This is a genomic window from Thermostichus sp. MS-CIW-36, from assembly GCF_054059035.1.
Map to the genome: position 1 here is coordinate 1 of NZ_JBSSBR010000044.1, position 18321 is coordinate 18321.

Genomic DNA, 18321 nt, shown 5'->3' on the forward strand with positions numbered 1-18321 from the left:
GTCAGGACTTGGGTCATGGTTCTATCATAACTTCCGCATTCCTCCCGGCACTGACCCTACGGGTACAGTGCGGGGCTCCTGCGATTTCTAGCTGAAACCGATTCCGGCCTAGGCCTGTAGAGCGTTGTAGGGCCGAGGGCTATGGTGGAACAAAGACTGGGGTGCAGCCGGCTCGCCATCCACCACATAAGCCTTGGATCCCCAACCCCAAAAAGACCAGAAAGGACGTTTGGGCAAAGATGGAACCGAACGCGCCGGTAGGAGGGAGTCCCTGGCTGTGGGGCTCAAGAGTTGCTTCGGCAAGACGGGAATGTCGGATCCCACCTGTGACCACACCTCATAGCTCCGAGGGCGCACCACCACGAGGCTGATCAGGGATCCGTGATCCATGTCGTAGCGGCAACTGGCGATGGCCTCTTGCAGCTGAGAAAAGCCCCGGTTGAAGACGTAAAAATGGTCTTGGAAGCGGATGGCCTCCCAGAAACCTTCCCGTGTAACCGCCACATAGTCGTGATTGGCGGAGGCGTAGTCGAGGATCACCATGCGTGTAAAGACTGATCAGTGATGAATCAAAATGAGAGAGCTTTTACCGTATTTTCACTTAAGCACGATCTTGGGCAGCCTGTCATCCGCAAAATGGCTCACCTGCAACAAGGCTTAATGCGTTTCTTTACTCTGCAAACCGCTGCCGCCCGCCTCTCTATCCCCTCCGGCTCCAGGGATCCCACCCAATTCCCGTCTCAGCTCGGCCATAGCCGCTTCTCCGATGTGAGGGGTGGCGCAGACTAGGTTGGGTGTGCGGATTAGATCGGCTCGGGCTTGGCGCACCAAGACCCGCAGGGTGGGGTAGCTGGCCTCATCGCAAATCAGCGTATGGGCGCGGCGGATTAGGGATCCCACCCGTTCCGTATCCGAGATCACTGCCGTCAGCACCAGCAGGTCTCCCCGCAGACTGTAGACAATCACCTCGGCAACCTCCAGCAGGGCAGTGCTGATGCTCACCAGCCCCAGACAGGCGTAGGAAGGCAATTGGCGGATCAGGGCAATTTCGCGGGCGTAGTCGGACACCTCCACTGTCAGAACACGGGCCCCCCGGGGTTGGGCAATGGCCTCGACGGCGCTGAGAAAATAGTGCAGCGTCACCACAGTGCCGGAATGGATCTGATCCAGAACGGTGGCCAGCTCCTCCAGGGGCACCAACTGGACCCGGATGCCCAAAGTCTGCTGGATTTGCTGGGCCATCAGTTGTCCTGTACCCAAATCCCGGTTGGGCACACACACCAGCACTTGGGCACTGCAGCGCAATCGCCAATCGATCTCCGCTAGCAGCAGATCCCGCACCTGCTCCAAAGAAAACCCCTGCTGCAGCAGCTGGTCGATGCCCTGGCGCACCTGCTCCAGGACCTGTCGGGATCGATCCAGGTTTTCCCCCAGGCCGCGAGAGTAGTTAACCACCTGGCGGGCGGAGCGGCTCACGTAAATGCCAGATCCAGCGCGGGTTTCCACCAGGCCCATAGCCTCGAGTTGGTGGTAAACCTTGTGGATGGTATTGCGGTGCAGGCCTGTTTGCATAGCCAATTGACGGGTGCTGGGCAGGCGGTAGCCGGGAGGAAATTGCCCGCAGGCGATGGCAAAGCAGAGCAAATTAAAAAGCTGTACGGAGCCAGGGATCCCACTCTCCGGCTGGATGGAAATGCGCATCATGGCCCGTTTTTCTCCCTTTGACAACGCCGTTGCGAGCCCGTTTCTGGGCTACGTAAGAATCCCTCGACTTCAGTCGGCGGGAGTGTCAACTGCCTGCAAGATAGCGCCGACGCCGGATAGACAAGCTCCAGAGGAGATCGGGATTGAGAGCCCTATTCGGGGATGCGGTGCATCCGGCTGGGATCCCAACTTAAAGTCACCTCCGTCCCTTCCGGCAACTGCTGCAAATTCAGGCCGGGGTTGGGTTGCACAGCCAAAAGTTTCACCTCACAGCCCGACACCCATACCTGATAGCGAATGAAAGCCCCTAGATAAGCAGTGTCGCAAATCCGTCCCCGCAAGCGGCAGTGGCCATCGGGGATCCCTTCTTCAGATAAGTCAATCCGAATGTGCTCCGGGCGCAAAGCAAACAGGGCCGCTTCTCCCACGCATCGTTCCGCCAGGGATCCCTCGATCAAGTTGGTTTGGCCGATAAAACCGGCTACAAACCGGGTGGCAGGTCGCTCGTAGAGCTCTGCCGGGGATCCCACCTGTTCGATGCGCCCGCGATTGAACACGGCAATACGATCGCTCATGGTCAGGGCCTCTTCTTGGTCGTGGGTGACGTACAAAAAGGTGAGACCAAGGCGGTGTTGTAGGGCCTTGAGTTCAAACTGCATCTGTTGGCGCAACTTCAAATCCAGCGCCCCCAAAGGTTCATCCAGCAAGAGCACCTGCGGTCGGCCAACCAAAGCCCGCGCCAAGGCCACCCGTTGCCGTTGCCCCCCTGAAAGTTGGCTGGGTTTACGGGATCCCAGATCGGGCAGTTGTACCAGCTCCAGCGCCTCTTGCACTCGCTTTTGGCGCTCCTTCGGCGGTATGCCGCGGATCATCAAGCTGTAGCCAACGTTCTCCGCCACCGTCATGTGGGGGAAGAGAGCATAGTCCTGAAACACCGTGTTCACAGGCCGTCGGTAGGGCGGCAGACCCAAAACATTCTGGCCGTTCAATTCGATCTGCCCCTCATCCGGACGCTCAAAGCCCGCGATCATCCGCAAACAGGTGGTTTTGCCCGAACCCGACGGCCCCAACAACGTAAAAAACTCCCCCTGCTGCACCTCCAAATCCACCCCGTCCACCGCTTGGATCCCGGAAAAGTTGCGGCTGACCCTCCGCAAACGAATGGCAGGCGGGGATCCCTCCTCTCTCCCGGCTTGGGCTTTGGCGGAGCTGACATCAGAGGCGAGGACAGATTCGGCAACCATATCGACACAGGCAGCAAATGAACCCATTATGAGGGATCCATTTACAGAGGTTGACAGGTCTCAGCAAGGCCGGAAAAGTCCCAGGCCAAGAGCAGAGGTGGTGTGCGAGGGTGAAAGCTCGCCGGAAACCCACCCGACCGGTCGCGAAAGCGGGCCGGAGGCCTTGTTTTTGCATGGGATCCCTGTTTTTGCATGGGATCCCTTGACCACTGGGGATCTGAGTCCCACCCTTGTTACAGAAATTTAGAATCGTTACAATAAGTTAGAATCCTTGCTCATCTTTGCATCGCAGGTTTTATCCTATGGCACCCTCTCAGCAGTTTCCCGTGCTACTCGCCTCGGCTTTGCGTCACGACAGCGTAACTCCGCGCTGGTCTCAAGTGGCGTGGACCGTTTTGCGGGTGGTGGCAGGGCTATTCATGATTCACAACGGCCTTGACAAACTGGCAGATATCGAAGGATTTGCGACGGCTTATGTAGAAGTGATCGGGTTGCCCTTCCCGATCTTCTTCGCTTATGTGGCTGCCTATACCGAGCTGATTGCAGCCCCCATGGTGGCGCTGGGTTTGTTGACCCGCGGGGCAGCGTTGGGTTTGTTCGCGACGATGGCAGTGGCCATGTTCCATCACATTAAGGTGGCCGGCTTCAGCGTTCCCTACTTGGAGCTATCCGCCATCTACGCAGCGATCTTCCTGGCCTTTGCGGTGAATGGGGGCGGCTGGTTCTCTGTGGATCAGCTCTTGGTGAACGCAATCGAGTCGTGGCTGAACCGCTCCAGCCGAGAAAAGTTGGAGAGCTTGCAGTCTTCGTTGCAGGCCACGGAACGGGTAATTGCGCTGGGCGAGGAAGAGGCCGAGGCCGCCAAGACCACCGGATCCTGAGCTTTGGTGGCCATTCCCGATAGCGGCGAGGCTGCTCCTCTCTCCCTCTGAGAGAGAGGTTAGCAGTGAGAGTCATCCTGCTAAATGCGGCTGGCGGCCCGCTCCATCAGGCGTTGGTGGGTGGAGCGCACAGGCTCTCCTGGCTTGGGTTGCCGCTGCACGTAGGTGCCATCAGGGCGCAACTCCCAGGCTTGCCGGTTGTCCGTCAGGCAGATGTCCAAGATCGCCTTGAGCTCCCGCTGCAACGCGGGATCCTCCACAGGGGTAACCACCTCAACGCGCCGATCCAGGTTGCGGGTCATGTAGTCGGCACTGCCGATGAAGTACTCTTCCTGGCCGCCATTGTAGAAGTAGAAGATGCGGGAGTGCTCCAGGAAGCGCCCGATGATGCTGATCACGCGGATGCGTTCGCTTAGGCCGGGGATCCCGGGCTTGAGGCAGCACATGCCGCGCACAATGAGGTCGATCTCCACCCCGGCTTGGCTGGCCTCGTAGAGCAGCCGGATCATTTCCGGGTCGGTGAGAGAGTTGATCTTGACGATGATACGCCCCTGGCCCCCCGCTTGGGCATGGCGCATCTCGCGGCGGATCAGGGCTTCCATGCCTTGGCGTAGGGTTCTGGGGGCCACCAAGAGCTTGCGGAATTGCCGTTGCCGTGAGTAGCCCGTCAGCAGGTTAAACAACTCCGTAACATCGTTGCAGAGGGTCTCATCGCAAGTGAACAGCCCTAGGTCGGTATAGATACGGGCGGTTTTGGGGTTGTAGTTGCCGGTACCGATGTGGACGTAGCGGCGCAGGGATCCCCCCTCTTCCCGCACCACCAAAGCCAGCTTGCAGTGGATCTTCAGCCCCGGCAGGCCATAGGCCACGTGTACCCCGGCTTTCTCCAGCTTTTTGGCCCAGAGGATGTTGTTTTCTTCGTCGAAACGGGCTTTGAGTTCCACCAGAGCGGCCACCTGCTTGCCGTTTTCGGCGGCCTGAATGAGGGATTTCACCACCGTCGAGTCGCCGGAAGTGCGGTAGAGGGTTTGCTTAATGGTGAGCACTTGGGGGTCGTTGGCGGCCTCCTCCAGAAACCGCTCCACGCTGGCGGCGAAGGAATCGTAGGGGTGATGCACCAACAGATCCCCTTCCCGGATGACGGAGAACATGTCCACCGGCTCATCGCTCACCGAAGCGGTACGCAGGCGAGGGGGAGTAACCGGCCCCCAAGGGGGATCCTTCAAATCGGGCCGATTCAGGCTGAGAAACGCCATCACCCCCCCCATACTCAAGAGGCCATCCACTTCGTACACCGAGTCACTGTTGAGGCGCATCTCTTCGCTGAGCCGTTGTCGGATGGCTGCCGGAGTTTGGCTGGCAATCTCCATGCGCACCACTGAGCCAAAGCGGCGCTTGCGCAGCTCTTCTTGAATGGCAGCCAGCAGATCGTCGGCCTCGTCCTCTTGGATTTCCAGATCGGCATCCCGAGTGATGCGGAAGGGGTAGTACTCCAGCACCTGCATGCCGACAAACAGTGCTTCCAGATGGTGGGCAATCACCTGATCCAGCGGCACAAAGCTCACCCCATCCCGCAGCGGCACAAAGCGGGGCAAGGTGTTGGGCACCTTCACGCGAGCAAAATGCTCCTTGCCAGTCTCTGGATCCCGCACCACCACCGCCAGGCTGAGGCTGAGGTTGGAGATGTAGGGAAAGGGATGGCCTGGATCCACCGCCAAGGGGGTGAGCACTGGAAACAAACGCCTCTCAAAGTAGTCCCGCAGCTCCTGCCGTTCCGACTCGGCCAGCTCGGAAAAATCGCGGATGTGAATGCCCTGTTCCGCCAGCTTGGGCACCAGTTCCTGCCGGAAGCAAGTGTGCAATTTTCGAATCAGGGGGCGCAGGTGGCTCGAGATCTGCTGTAACTGCTGCTGCGGTGTAAGGCCATCCGGGGTTAGCACCAACACGCCCGTTTCCAACTGACGACGGATCACCGCCACCCGCACCATGAAAAATTCGTCCAGGTTGCTCTCAAAGATGGCCAGAAACTTCAGCCGCTCCAGCAGAGGTGTGCGCTCATCCAGGGCCTCGTGCAAAACCCGGGCATTGAATTCAATCCAGCTCAGCTCCCGGTTGAAATACTGCTCCGGCAGAGCATAGCCCTCTTGGATGGGTGTAGTCCGGATCCCTGGTTGTCCGGCATCAGGGGGGCAGCCCGTCGTGTCGGGGTTGCAGGGTGGCCAGGAAGGGTCAGTTTCCTTGGGACGCGGAGTCATGACGACAGAGGGCTGGGTTATCTCAAACACGTCAACAACAGCTGGAGCCGACCCAATCCTATCCTGCGGGGTTCTGCTGAGGCGAAGGAGAAGTGCCCAAGACGGGCTTGGGCGGACGTTCAGGCAACAATCCTTGAGAGCGCGTCAGAAGAATGACCTGGAGCAGGATCCCGATCAACAAAATGCGCAAAGGGCCAGCCCGGGTGGCCCACTGGGGCGGCAAACGGTTGGTGAGCCACTCGCTGCCCGACCACACCCCCCAAATCACCAGCGCTCCCAGCAAGGCGCCGCGATTGTTGCCACTGCCCCCCGCGATCAGCATTACCCAAACGATAAAGGTGGCAAACTCCGGTTGAAAGGCTTCTGGGCTGATGAAATTGACAAAATGGGCGTAGAGGGCCCCCGCCAACCCCATGAGCATGGATCCCAGCACAAACGCCTGCAGGCGAAACTGGAGCACATCTTTGCCGGCGGCCATGGTTGCCGGTTCATCCTCGCGAATGGCCCGCAGCACCCGCCCCCAGGGGGAGCGATAGGCCCGCTCCGCAGCCCAATAGACCACCGCCAAAATGACCAGCACCAAGCCCAAGTAGAGAAGGGTATCCTGACCTGGGATCCAGCCGCGAAAGGGTCGTGGAATGCGGGTAATTCCCCGTACGCCATTGGTCAGCCAGCCCTCATTTCTCAGGATTTGGCTGATGATCTCAGCAATGCCGATGGTGGCGATGGCCAAGTAGTCGGAACGCAGCTTCAGGGTAATCAACCCGATCAAAAAGGCAATCGCCCCGGCGACAGCCACAGCTATGGCAAAACCCACCCAAAAGGGCAGATTGAAGCCGCCCAAATGCTCGGCGCTTGGGGGTGTGGTGACAATGGCGCTGGCATAGGCTCCCACGGCAAAAAAAGCCCCCACCCCGATGTTGAACATGCCGGCGTAGCCCCACTGGATATTGAGGCCCAGCACCAGCACGCCGTAGATCCCCACCAAAATCAAAAAGAAAATGCCGTAGCTCAACATCAGACATCCCCCCCACCCGGGGATCCCAGTAATCCTGTGGGTCGGAAGATCAGCAGCAATACCAATATGGCGAAGGCCACCCCGGTTTTATAGGCAGGGTTCATCACCAAGGTGGAAAACTCTTCCGCCAGGCCAATCACCAGCCCTCCGGCAATGGCCCCGTAAGGGCGACCAATGCCGCCGAGAATGGCCGCTGCAAAAATGGGCAGCAATAGCCGCCAGCCCATGGTGGGGTGCAGCCGGGTATCCATACCCAGGAACACACCTGCTGCACAGGCCAAGGCTGCGCCAATGGCCCAAGTCCAGAGAACGATTCGCTCCGTATCAATGCCGGTAATCTTGGCCAGCTCAAAATTGTCGGCCATGGCCCGCATCGCTTTGCCCACCCGCGTGCGTTGTAAGAAGAGATGCAGTGCCACCACCAACAGGGCTGTTCCCGCCAGGATTACCGCCCAATCGGGCTTAATGCGCAGCTCCCCAAGCCGCCACGGCAACTGGATCCCGCTGCGGTACACCTGGTTGTTGGGCCCCCAGATGATCTGCACCAGGCTGCGCAGAATCAGGGCGGTGCCAAAAGAAGAAATGAGCAAGATCACTGGTGCCTCCCGGCGCAGGCGGCGATAAATGAGTTGGTCGATCCCAACTGCACAAAGTACCGTGGCCAAAGCTGCCGGGAGCAGGCTGACCCCAATTGGCCAACCCAACCCAACAAATGTCAGGCCGAAGTAGGCCCCCAGGGTCATCAGATCCCCGTGGGCAAAGTTGGCAAAGCGCAAAATGCCAAAGGTCAGCGACACCCCAATTGCTCCCAGGGCGTAGATGCTGCCCAAGACAAGGCCGTAGATGAAAAGTTGCAACAGTTGGGTCACGCTTGCCCCCAAAAACACTTTGCCCTGATAATGCCACGGGTTTGCCGAGAGCGGGATCCGGCTCAGCGCAGCGGAAGGATACGGCTGATCGCGCCAGCGGGACGGAGTCCTAAGAAAGCTAGGGTAGGGGAGAGCGCCCACAAGGAAGAAGATCCATGCAGTCCAGGTCTTTGTCCATCCTCAGCTCCCTGGCAGCTTTGGCCCTGTTGAGCCTTGCCTGCGGAGCGCTGGAGCCATCCCCAGACAGGGATCCCACACCTGCGGATCCCATTCCCACTCCCCAGTTAATCTACGAAGACATCACCCTCACCCAGGCCAGACCGGATGGTGCCATTCTCTGGCGCTTACAGGCTCGCCTGGCCGAATATGAGTCCCCCCCAGAAAATGGTGCCGCTCCTGTGCAGTTGGGATCCGCCCATTTGCAGGCCGTTGAGGGAGAATTCTTCGACGAAGACAACCGCGCCATCCGCACCCGCGCCGAGCAAGGCTCTGCCTACCCCGGCGAACGACGTTTGGAATTGACGGGTCAAGTCGAGGTGGAATCGGAGCGAGACAACCTGCGTCTGCAGGCCCAACGGGTGGAATGGCTGCCGGAACAGCGCCGCCTCCAAGCCGAGGGCCAGGTGAAAGTGGAGCTGTTGGATGGGCAGGGATCCCTGCAGGGGGAGCGGCTGCTCGTTGATTTTGGCCAAGCCCAGATGCAGTTGGAGAACCTGGATCCCACTCAGCCGGTGCGGGCAGAGTACCGGGATCCGGATCTGGAGCTGGCTGCCAGCCGTTTTCTGTGGCAATTTGGCGTCGGGGAAGTGCAGGCAGTAGGGTCTGTAGAGGTTTACGCTCCCTTACAAGCTTTGCGCCTCAGGGGCGAGCAGTTGCGGGCTCCCCTGCCTCTAACCGAGTTGCGCATATTGGGCAACGGGCAAGCCAAAGCCGAGCAGACAGGGCAAGAGCTGCAGGCCCAGGAGATCCGCTGGCGCATCGGCTCCACCCAGTTGCAAGCCCAGGGCAACGTGCGCTACCGCCAGCCCGGCCAGGCTCTGACCGTTAGGGGCAACCAAGGGATCCTGGATTGGCAGGCCAACACCGCTCGGATCCAGGGCAACAGCCAAACCCAGCTCACTTTGCCCTGAGGAGGCGGTGGGGGAAGCAGAAAGCTGGCCGAGAGCATGGCAGGATAGGGATACTTTAAGAAACGTATCAGGTGGGTTGTGGTGAGTTTTAAGGACTCCGTCTCGCTGACGCAAACAGGATGTTTCCCCGCCAGGGCTGGCGCTGCTGCAGAACGCCCCAACATCCTGCTGATCGTGCTGGATACCCAGCGGGCAGATCGTCTCTCCTGCTACTGGTCGGAAGCGGAGCGTGCCCGCCAAGTGCCCACCAGCCCCAACCTGGATCGGCTGGCTGCCGAATCCACCCTCTTCGAGCGGGCCATTGCCCCTGCCCAATGGACCATCCCCTCCCACGCTTCCCTCTTTACGGGGGAATATCCCAGCACCCACCAGACTGTCCAAGCAGATCTGGAGCTGAGCCCCGCCCTGCCCACCCTGGCAGAGCTGTTGCAGCTGAGCGGCTATACCACTGTGGGCTTTTGCAACAACCCCCTGGTAGGGATCCTGAAAAACGGCTTGCGGCGCGGCTTTGAAACCTTTTACAACTACGGTGGCGCTCTGCCCACCCGCCCCCCCGAAGGCACCCCCTTGCCCGCCCCCTTGAACCGCTGGCTGGCCGCCTACACCCAATTTTGGCGGCGGCTCTCCTATCCGGTGCAAAACGCCTTTGCCCGCTCCGACGCCCTCTTCCAGCTGGCGCTGCACCCCTGGTTTGCCTCCCTCTGGACCCGCCTGCTCAACTTCAAAGGCAACACCGCCGCCTCGATTGCCGACCTCAACCGCTACCTGCAGCAGATGGCCCGCCGCCGGTCGGATCCCGGAGCACGGCCCTTCTTTTGCTTTGTCAACCTGATGGAGCCCCACCTGCCCTACTGGCCGCCGGAGCCCTTTGTGCAGACATTTGCCCCCTATTTCAAAAGCAATCGCGAGGCCCGCGACTTTCTGCGCCAATACAACGCCCAACCCTACCGCTGGATGGCGCCCCTGCCGGAACCCCTCTCCCCGCTGCAAGCTCAGGTGCTTCGGGATATCTACGATGCAGAGGTGGCCTACCAAGATCATCTGCTGGGATCCGTCTTCGACACCCTGCGCCACACCGGCCTGGAGCAGAATACGCTGGTGGCCATCGTCGCCGATCACGGTGAAGGGCTGGGGGAACACGACTTCGTCGGCCACGCCTTTGTGGTCTACGAAGAGCTGATCCGCGTGCCCCTCATCCTGCGCTATCCCGGCCACTTCCCGGCAGGAAAACGCATTGCCACCCCCGTTTCCACCCGCCGCCTCTTCCATACCCTCCTGGAAGCTGCTGGCTTTAGCCCCAACCTTTCCCCCAACGGTGCCCCCTGTGTCAGCCTCAAGCTCCGCCGCGAGGTCGCCCGCCTCAGCTTGGCCCGCACCTTGGCAGGGGAAGATCCTGAGCAGGGGACAGTGCTCAGCGAAGCCTTCCCGCCCCACCTCCTCATTCGGGCTATGGAAAACCGCAACGACAGCCTGCTGCGGGCGCGTGCCTGTTACGACATCCGCCGTGCCCTCTATGAGGGGATGACCAAGCTCATCCAAACGGGGGATCGTCCCAGCCTCTACAACTTGGAGCAGGATCCGGCGGAGCTGCGGGATCTGCTCTGGGTCGGCGACGGGGATCCTGTCTCCTCTCTCCCTGATGCTGATCCGCAACGCTGTCACGACGGGTCGGCGGTGGAGACCGGCTGGCCCCAGGCTTGGCTGGCTCGCCTGCAGCAGGAGCTGAGAACGTGGGTGAGCTGGGCAGAATCCCGGCGGCCTAGCACGGCTCCTCGCAAGGTGAATGTGGAAAGCGATGCCGACTTGGTGCGGCAGATGCAGGAGCTGGGCTACTTGGAGTAGGCAGGGATCCCGCTATTCCAGCCCTCCTTCCTCCTCCCTGTGATCCCGCACATAGCCGTTTAGATCGTAGTCATCCATGTCATCCATCTCCTCCGGATCCGCCGTTGGCCAATCCTCATTTTGCCCGCCGATAATCACGCGGCTGAGGCCGATGTATTCCAGGCTGAGGGTGCGCAGGGCGTTGATCAACACATCCAGCGCCATCGCATCGGCGGTGCCCAGATCAAACCAGCAGCGGGCCCAGTTGTCCTTCTCTTCCAGGGATCCCATGTTGTGCATCAGGGAAGGCAAGGGATCCGATTCGTTGGGATACTCCAGATAGCTCAGATCCACCTCGGCCTCTTGGGCCACCAGACGCTCGGCGTTAAATCCGCCCAGCTTGCCCAACACGTACCACGACTCCAGCACCTCGTTGAGGTACTCCAGCTCAGCTTCGACCGGCGGCTCGGCAAACTCAAACCAGATCCACAGATTTCCCGGATCGCACTCGCGAAACTCCACTTGCATGGACAGTTCCTCTGCAAGGCCTACGGCCCGCTGACGCGATGGGGCCTAGCTTCTGATCTTAATCTGGCTCTGCTCACCCATTGGTGCAACGCCCAAAGCTCCTGCACTTTTGTGCCATGCGAATCCCTCCAGCAACAAATCTTGCCGTCAGGGTGGCCGCTTGGAACCACGGGATCCCTCCTGCCGAGGCCATCGGCGGTTAGGACGGACATGGCGCAGGCGGTTGCCGGGAAGTCCGTGGCAGCCAGACGGCCCCAAAGCATCCTATACTGTTGCGGCTGTCCTAATCACGCTGTCCGAATCACGAGGAACCTGCCGCTTATGTCTGAGCTTCTCCCTTTGCCTTCCCTCCAAGACCGGGTGGCTGTGGTCACGGGAGCCAGCCGGGGCATTGGCCGGGCGATTGCCCTGCACCTGGGGGCCATTGGAGCAAAAGTGGCGATCAACTACGCCCGCTCCGCTGCCGAAGCCGAGTCCCTGGTGGAGGAGATCGCGGCCCTGGGGGGAGAAGGGATCCCTGTGGCCGCCGATGTGTCTTGCCCAGAGGCGGTGGAGAGCCTGTTTGCCCAGGTGATGGAGCGGTGGGGTCGGGTGGATGTGCTGGTGAACAATGCCGGCATGGCCCGCGACACCCTGCTGCTGCGCATGAAGCCAGAAGATTGGCAGGCGGTGCTGGATCTCAACCTGACGGGGGTCTTTCTCTGCCTGAAGGCAGCCGCCAAGATCATGGTGAAGCAGCGCCAGGGGCGCATCATCAACATCACCTCGGTGGTGGGCTTGGTGGGCAATGCCGGCCAGGCCAACTACAGCGCCGCCAAAGCAGGGGTGGTGGGCCTCACCAAGACAGCAGCTCGCGAGCTGGCCAGCCGCAACATCACCGTCAACGCCGTGGCACCGGGGTTCATCACCACCCAAATGACCGAAAAACTGGATCCTGGCCCGATTTTGGCGCAGATCCCCCTGGGGCGACTGGGATCCCCGGCAGAAGTGGCGGGGCTGGTGCGTTTTTTGGCGGCAGATCCGGCGGCGGCCTACATCACGGGACAGGTTTTTGCCATCGATGGTGGCATGGTGATGAGCTAGGCACTCTACCACGCCAGGGCTAGGCCATCGGCACGGGGTTCGGAAGCCGCAATGAAGTGATCCCCATCCCGCAAGAGGATCTGTCCCCGGCCGAAAAGACCGCAATCCTCTTCTGAGTCCACCACCTGCACTGCATGGCCGCGGGCGGAGAGTTCGCGCACCACCTGGGGCGGCACCGTGCTCTCCAGCGCCACCTGCGGGATCCCCTGATCCCACAGCACTCGCCAGCGGGGCGCATCCAGAGCCGCCTGGGGGTTCAGGCCGTAATCCACCAAATTCACCACCACCTGCACATGGCCTTGGGGCTGCATTGCCCCCCCCATGACACCAAAAGGGCCGAGGGGGATCCCTTCTCTGGATAGAAAAGCGGGGATGATCGTGTGGTAGGGGCGCTTGCGGGGGCCCACCTGGTTGGGATGGCCGGGCTCCAGGGTGAAACCCGTGCCGCGGTTGTGGAGAGCAATGCCCGTGCCCGGAACCAGCAGACCACTGCCGAAGCCATCGAAATTCGACTGAATCAAAGACACCATCAACTCACCATCAGCTGTAGCCAAGTAAACCGTTCCCCCCTCCGGCAGCCCTGGCTGGGCCAGGGGGATCGCCTCCCTCCCGATCAACTGCCGCCGCCGCTGTGCATAAGCCTTATCCAGCATCTGGGCAGGACTGACCCGCACATACTCCGGATCCGCCACCTGTCGGCTCACATCGGCAAAGGCCAGCTTCATTGCCTCAATCTGCAGGTGATAGCGCTCGCCGGCATCGTAGGAGATCCGACCCAGCTCAAAACCCTCCAAAAGGTTGAGCGCCATCAAAGCGGCAATGCCCTGCCCGTTGGGGGGGATCTCCCAGACGGTGTAGCCGCGGTAATCTGTATGGATGGGTTCCACCCAATCGGCCCGGTGCTGGGCCAAGTCAGCGGGGGACAGGAAGCCGCCCGTGGCCTCCGAGAAAGCCAGCAACTTCTCCGCCAGCTCCCCCCGGTAAAAACTCTCCCCACCGCTACGGGCAATCTCTTCTAGGGTTTGAGCATGCAGGGGGCTGCTCCAGCGCTCTCCAGCCCGTGGGGCACGCCCTTGGGGAAAGAAAACGGCCTTGAAGGCCTCGTGGCGGGGATCTGGCAGGGGCAAATAGATGGACTCCGCCGCCTGCCACAGTTGGGCCACCCGGGGAGAGACCGGAAATCCCTCTTGCGCCAGACGAAGGGCAGGCACAAACAGACGCTCGAACGGCAGCTTTCCCCAGCGCCGGTGCAAGGTCTGCCAAGCGGAAACTGCCCCCGGCACCGTCACCGCTAACCAATCGTAGGGGGGGATCCGCCCATAGTCCCGGTACCGCTCCGGCGTCAGGGCGGCTGGGCTGCGACCGGAAGCATTCAACCCGTACAGCTGACCCTCCTCCCCCCCCTCCCACACCAGAGCAAAGGCATCGCCGCCAATGCCATTGGAGGTTGGCTCCACCACCGTCAAAGCCACCGCCATTGCCACGGCTGCATCCACAGCATTGCCGCCCGCCCAGAACATCTCCATGCCCGCCATTGCCGCCAAAGGTTGGCTGGTGGCCACGGATCCCTGTCTGCCCATCACCACCCGTCGCCGCGAAGCAAACGGATAGCGATCCAGGGCCTGCCGCAAAAAAGTGGGTGCTGGCATATCGCTACGCGACGCTCTCGCGAATGGGCTGGGCTCCCTACACAGGCAGGTTATCGCTACGCGACGCTCTCGCGAACAGGAGTGCGGCCAACTCCGCAAAGCTGTCCACCACCACATCTGCCCCGGCGTGGCGCAGTTCCTCGGCGGTGAAAGCCGTCGTGAGGCCCACCGCAAAACAGCCAGCCCCCTTAGCGGCGCGGATCCCATGGGTAGAATCTTCAATCACCCAACACAACGCCGGATCCAACCCCACAGCGGCAGCCGTTTTCAGGTAAGGCTCTGGGTCGGGCTTGGCCCGCTGAATGTCTTCGGCGGTAATCACCGCGTCAAACCAGCGGTGCAGGTCGAAGCGCTGGAAAATCTGCGCTTGATCCCGGCGGATGGCCGAAGTGGTGACGGCCAGGGCAGAAAAGCGCTGGCGGCTGGCCGCCAAAAACTCCAGCACCCCCGGCACCAGGGGTACCTCTGCCAGCAGCTCGCCAAAAGCCTTGGCCTTTTCCTCGATCAAGCGCTGCACCAGCAGGGGCCGTTCTGCAGGTGGGGTGTCCGTCTGGTGTTGGACAAGGTACTCGAACATGTCGCGGTCGGTGCGCCCTTTGAACTGCAGGGAGATGGGGGCCAAATCCAGGGATAGGTGGCAGCGTTGCAGGGCAATGGCCCCGGCGCGGGCATGGATTGGTTCCGAATCCACAATCACCCCGTCCATATCGAAGAGCAAGCCGGCAGTCACGTCAGCCTTCCCCTGTTGTAGGCACAGCACTTTGGATTGCATAGACATTATCGCTACGCGACGCTTTCGCGAATGGGCAAGCACGGGACAGGGATCCCCTTTAACAACCCTACTGCCCCGTCTCCATCCCCCACCCGCAGAAGCGGCTGGTGATCTGCCAAATGGGATCCAACACATCCGTCAGGGCGTGGTCGCTCTCCACCGCCACCAGTTGGGCCCAGGGGCGACGGGCCACGTAGTCTCGGCTGGCTTGAATGGGGATGGTGTCGTCTTGGATCCCGTGCACAATCAAGGTGGGCACAGGCCGTCGCAACGCCCCATCCGGGTAGCGTTGGGCATCGGCAACAAAGCCGTACTCCAAAGGGAGAGGGCGGCCTTCTCCGTAGTGAAACACCATGAGTTGTCCGGTTCGCTGCCAAGTCTCCACCGCCTCTGCCCCCAGCCGCGGCAGCCAATGGCCTAAAAAGCCAAAAGCCGGCGCCAAGAGCACCAAGCGCTGCACGCAAGGTTGTCGTTCGGCAACCCAAGCAGCCACCAGGCCCCCCAAGCTAGAGCCGATGAGGGTGACAGGGGGGTAGTTCATCTCGGCAAGCTGGCTGGAAACCTGCTGGATCTGGCGGGTCAAGGTGAGCTGGGCAAAATTGTCCTGGTTCAGATCAGGCACCTGAACAGGGATCCCCACCTGCTGCAGCCGCTGCCGAAAGAAAGTTGCCTTGGCCGACTGCGGCCCAGAGCCGAATCCATGCAGGTAAATCGCCAACACGGAAAGGGATCCCTATGGCCCTGTGGCTGCCGAGAGCCAGCCCGCCCCCAACACCACGCTGATGGAGAGGAAAAGGGTCGCTACCGTCCAGGTGATGCGGTTGAGGTTTTGCTCAGCACTCTTGGAGCTGGAGAACAGCTGGGCCTGCCCGCCAATGCCCGCCAACCCATCCCCCTTAGGGCTGTGCAGCAGCACCAAGATCACCAGCAAGATGGCCGAAGCCGACCAGAGAAACTCGAAAAACGCTTCCATCGCAGCGGATCCCCGTAGGGCAAGTTGCTAAGGCCATTATCGCTTGGAACCTCATCTTAGCGCACCCTGTCTCGGCATCGCTCCCATTTCAGAATCAAGTTGGCAGGTGCAGACCCACCCATCTTCTGTGGCATCCTCCCGGCGCTCGTCCTGCGGACAGAGCACAGGCTTCCCTCCCCGTCAGCAGGACGGAGTCCTTACCTCGCGGCTGGGCATTCCTGCCCCCTGCCACTTGCCTGGGTCTACAACCCCCGACAAAACGACTGGACAGGTGGCTTCCCTTCCCCAGCCTCCCTGGCTACTGCCAGCTCGCAAAACAACCTCTAATCCACCCAGCACAGTTCCCAAGGCTGAGGCTGGGTCCCGATGCACCCGGTACCGGCATTCAGGGCACTGAGGCCCCCCGACAGCCCAGCTGTTGCTGACTGTCCCCCAGCACTTGCGACCGATTTGGCTCCTCCCTTTGAGGTCAACCTTGGCAAGGTCCACCTCACCCTTCCAGCAAACCCACTCCAGAAGACATAGAACCTGTCCCCAGGCAGCCTCGACGCAATCCTTCAGGTCACTAGACGGGGAGAGAAGCTGGCGGACGAAGATATCGAGAAGATATCGATGGATATCGATCTTGCTTGAGAATCTGAACTGGCTGGGCTAAGCCATCTCTTCTGGAGGTGTTGTTTTGCTCCAGTTGTTTTGCCCCAAAAGGCGACCCCAAACGGGGCCGCCCAGTCTTTATCCAGCCCTTATGGAGATTTCCAGAGGATCCCCACCTCACCTACAAGGGCAAACAGTATTCACCTCAGTAGCTTACGCCCCGGTAGGTCAGGGGCTGATGAGGGTGAGGCATCGCTTTCTTGCTGGTGTGGTGCACACAGAAGGTTTGACCGCGATACTGAGCTTGCAACTCCTCATCACTGAGCTGAGTATGCGCGGGAACGTAGTCAAAGGTGTTGCCACGGAAAGAGAGTTTCATAAGTCGCCTCCATCAACGAAGGGTTGAGTTTGTTGTTGTTGAACCGTAAGCCACGGAGAGAGTGGCGCGATTCAGTTGAGGCGCGTTCCTTCGGGAAGACCCCTACTTCCGTCTCTGCACAGCTCCCAACCAACGGTGAGCCAACTGCAGAGATGAACGATTTATCCTATGTCTGTATCATAACTTACGGTTTTGCAGGTTTTTTGGGGGATTTATAGAAATTTAATCCGGCCATACCCGCAAAAGGGATCCCTTGCCGTCGGCTCTTCCGCGGCTTCTCGGGCCTGACTGGGCAATCACCTATGCACTTTTCGGAATAGATTGCCGCAACCGGTTCCGGGCCCAGGGCACCAATCCCGTATTCGGCCAGTCTCCGCAAAATTCTGATTTCTTCTATTTCACCGCCTGCGCAAGTGCCTGCAGCCCTGCTCGCAGACGTTCCTCGATGTCGGCCTCTAGCTGTAGTGTTCCGGCAGCGTCCAACTGAATTTGAGAACTCAGGATATAAACCCCTCTCAGGATGTGGGTTGCCCCCATCACCGCCAGCACAGGTTTCATCGCAAAGTCGATGGCCAGCAGATGGGCCAGGGTTCCCCCGGTGGCAATGGGGAGAATCACTTTACCGGTAAAGGCGTCTTGATCCAGCAAATCCAGCAGTGCCTTCAACACACCTGGATAGGAGGCTTTGTAAACGGGAGCAGAGATGACGATCCCGGTAGCTTGGGCCACCTTTTGCTGAATTGCCTTGAGTTGAGGGCTATCGAACTTGGCCAGTGCCAGATCCTCTGGGGGCAAATCCCGCACCGAAACAAACTGAGTGGTCAATCCCAGATCGGACAGGATCCCGGCAGCGTGATGTAAAACGGCTTCTGAGCGAGAAGGAGTGCTGGGACTACCGGAGAGCAGGAGGATGCTGGACATAGGCCGCAGACAGAATACTGCCTCAGTTGTACCAGGGATCCCATGTGAAAGATGATTAACCCACTCTCGCCCTGCCCCAGCATGCACGATAGCTTTGTCTCTCGACGTCATTCCCTGCTGGTCAAATTGCGGGCAAAATATGCCCACCGACTCCCCACCTACTCAAGGGGTCGGGAACGTGATAGGTTAGATTCAGCAAGGGTTTCAGCTTGCTAAACTTGAGATTGATTTACGCGGGCGTAGTTCAGTGGTAGAACGCTAGCTTCCCAAGCTGGATGTCGTGAGTTCGAGTCTCATCGCCCGCTTTCCCCAACCAACCGGCAAAACCCGCTTTCCGCAAGCATTCCCGGACTTGGCCTAGTCCGGGAAATCAATGAGCTCAAGGTAAAAAGGGGTAGTTCGGGGTCAGCTAGAAATCGCAGGAGCCCCGCACTGTACCCGTAGGGTCAGTGTCGGGAGGAATGCGGAAGTTATGATAGAACCATGACCCAAGTCCTGAC

At 60.2% G+C, this 18321-nt stretch carries 17 protein-coding genes, 1 tRNA gene and 1 riboswitch; of the genes, 5 read left to right on the forward strand and 13 right to left on the reverse strand.

The window, feature by feature from the left end; all coding sequences use genetic code 11:
* Window positions 1–108 precede the first annotated feature (108 nt).
* From ACVWVQ_RS13340 to ACVWVQ_RS13350, 3 genes are all read right to left on the reverse strand, one after another.
* Complete coding sequence (locus tag ACVWVQ_RS13340; protein ID WP_457508958.1) at window positions 109–543, reverse strand: hypothetical protein; 435 nt, start codon at window positions 541–543, stop codon at window positions 109–111.
* A gap of 114 nt (window positions 544–657) precedes the next feature.
* Window positions 658–1701, reverse strand: coding sequence for a GntR family transcriptional regulator (locus ACVWVQ_RS13345; RefSeq protein ID WP_457473708.1), 1044 nt, complete (start codon window positions 1699–1701; stop codon window positions 658–660).
* Window positions 1702–1856: 155 nt separating this feature from the next.
* Window positions 1857–2975 carry an ABC transporter ATP-binding protein gene (locus ACVWVQ_RS13350; protein WP_011433663.1) on the reverse strand — a complete coding sequence of 373 codons (1119 nt, stop codon included), beginning with the start codon at window positions 2973–2975 and terminating at the stop codon, window positions 1857–1859.
* Between the two features lie 275 nt (window positions 2976–3250).
* On the opposite strand from ACVWVQ_RS13350, the gene ACVWVQ_RS13355 reads away from it, so the two are divergent.
* Window positions 3251–3829, forward strand: coding sequence for a DoxX family protein (locus ACVWVQ_RS13355; protein WP_457411568.1), 579 nt, complete (start codon window positions 3251–3253; stop codon window positions 3827–3829).
* An 80-nt stretch (window positions 3830–3909) separates the two neighbouring features.
* Here the strand turns inward: ACVWVQ_RS13355 and ppk1 are convergent, their stop codons facing one another.
* Genes ppk1 through ACVWVQ_RS13370 form a run of 3 tightly spaced genes read right to left on the reverse strand, consistent with a single transcriptional unit; the run spans window position 3910 to window position 7971 of the window.
* Entirely contained in the window at window positions 3910–6084 is a 2175-nt protein-coding gene (gene ppk1 / locus ACVWVQ_RS13360; protein ID WP_457508964.1) for a polyphosphate kinase 1, read from the reverse strand.
* A gap of 58 nt (window positions 6085–6142) precedes the next feature.
* Window positions 6143–7102: a branched-chain amino acid ABC transporter permease gene (locus tag ACVWVQ_RS13365; protein ID WP_414522371.1), complete on the reverse strand. Its 960-nt coding sequence runs from the start codon at window positions 7100–7102 to the stop codon at window positions 6143–6145.
* On the reverse strand, window positions 7102–7971 hold the full coding sequence (locus ACVWVQ_RS13370) for a branched-chain amino acid ABC transporter permease (RefSeq protein WP_414388243.1): 870 nt from the start codon (window positions 7969–7971) through the stop codon (window positions 7102–7104). The genes ACVWVQ_RS13365 and ACVWVQ_RS13370 overlap by 1 nt, the downstream gene beginning before the upstream one ends.
* Window positions 7972–8126: 155 nt before the next feature.
* On the opposite strand from ACVWVQ_RS13370, the gene lptC reads away from it, so the two are divergent.
* Window positions 8127–9101, forward strand: coding sequence for an LPS export ABC transporter periplasmic protein LptC (gene lptC, locus ACVWVQ_RS13375; protein WP_457466092.1), 975 nt, complete (start codon window positions 8127–8129; stop codon window positions 9099–9101).
* Between the two features lie 81 nt (window positions 9102–9182).
* Window positions 9183–10943 carry a sulfatase gene (locus tag ACVWVQ_RS13380; protein ID WP_457508960.1) on the forward strand — a complete coding sequence of 587 codons (1761 nt, stop codon included), beginning with the start codon at window positions 9183–9185 and terminating at the stop codon, window positions 10941–10943.
* Between the two features lie 12 nt (window positions 10944–10955).
* Here ACVWVQ_RS13380 and ACVWVQ_RS13385 read toward each other — a convergent pair whose 3' ends face one another.
* Window positions 10956–11450, reverse strand: a complete 495-nt coding sequence (locus tag ACVWVQ_RS13385) for a DUF3531 family protein (protein WP_414343673.1) — start codon at window positions 11448–11450, stop codon at window positions 10956–10958.
* A 321-nt stretch (window positions 11451–11771) separates the two neighbouring features.
* On the opposite strand from ACVWVQ_RS13385, the gene fabG reads away from it, so the two are divergent.
* Window positions 11772–12533, forward strand: coding sequence for a 3-oxoacyl-[acyl-carrier-protein] reductase (fabG, locus tag ACVWVQ_RS13390; RefSeq protein ID WP_011433672.1), 762 nt, complete (start codon window positions 11772–11774; stop codon window positions 12531–12533).
* A 5-nt stretch (window positions 12534–12538) separates the two neighbouring features.
* Here fabG and ACVWVQ_RS13395 read toward each other — a convergent pair whose 3' ends face one another.
* From ACVWVQ_RS13395 to ssuE, 6 genes are all read right to left on the reverse strand, one after another.
* Window positions 12539–14182: a gamma-glutamyltransferase family protein gene (locus ACVWVQ_RS13395; protein WP_457508962.1), complete on the reverse strand. Its 1644-nt coding sequence runs from the start codon at window positions 14180–14182 to the stop codon at window positions 12539–12541.
* Between the two features lie 37 nt (window positions 14183–14219).
* Entirely contained in the window at window positions 14220–14960 is a 741-nt protein-coding gene (locus tag ACVWVQ_RS13400) for an HAD family hydrolase (RefSeq protein ID WP_414383437.1), read from the reverse strand.
* 61 nt (window positions 14961–15021) lie between these two features.
* Window positions 15022–15675: a YqiA/YcfP family alpha/beta fold hydrolase gene (locus ACVWVQ_RS13405; RefSeq protein ID WP_414331391.1), complete on the reverse strand. Its 654-nt coding sequence runs from the start codon at window positions 15673–15675 to the stop codon at window positions 15022–15024.
* Between the two features lie 12 nt (window positions 15676–15687).
* Window positions 15688–15927 (reverse strand): preprotein translocase subunit SecG, encoded by a 240-nt coding sequence (secG, locus tag ACVWVQ_RS13410; RefSeq protein WP_011433676.1) that lies wholly within the window; start codon window positions 15925–15927, stop codon window positions 15688–15690.
* 799 nt (window positions 15928–16726) lie between these two features.
* Complete coding sequence (locus tag ACVWVQ_RS13415) at window positions 16727–16900, reverse strand: DUF4278 domain-containing protein (RefSeq protein WP_083757650.1); 174 nt, start codon at window positions 16898–16900, stop codon at window positions 16727–16729.
* Window positions 16901–16979: 79 nt separating this feature from the next.
* Window positions 16980–17061: riboswitch (Glutamine riboswitch) on the reverse strand.
* Window positions 17062–17293: 232 nt separating this feature from the next.
* Window positions 17294–17821, reverse strand: coding sequence for an NADPH-dependent FMN reductase (gene ssuE, locus ACVWVQ_RS13420; RefSeq protein ID WP_414414120.1), 528 nt, complete (start codon window positions 17819–17821; stop codon window positions 17294–17296).
* 233 nt (window positions 17822–18054) lie between these two features.
* On the opposite strand from ssuE, the gene ACVWVQ_RS13425 reads away from it, so the two are divergent.
* Window positions 18055–18126, forward strand: a tRNA-Gly gene (locus tag ACVWVQ_RS13425).
* The last annotated feature ends 195 nt before the right edge of the window (window positions 18127–18321 follow it).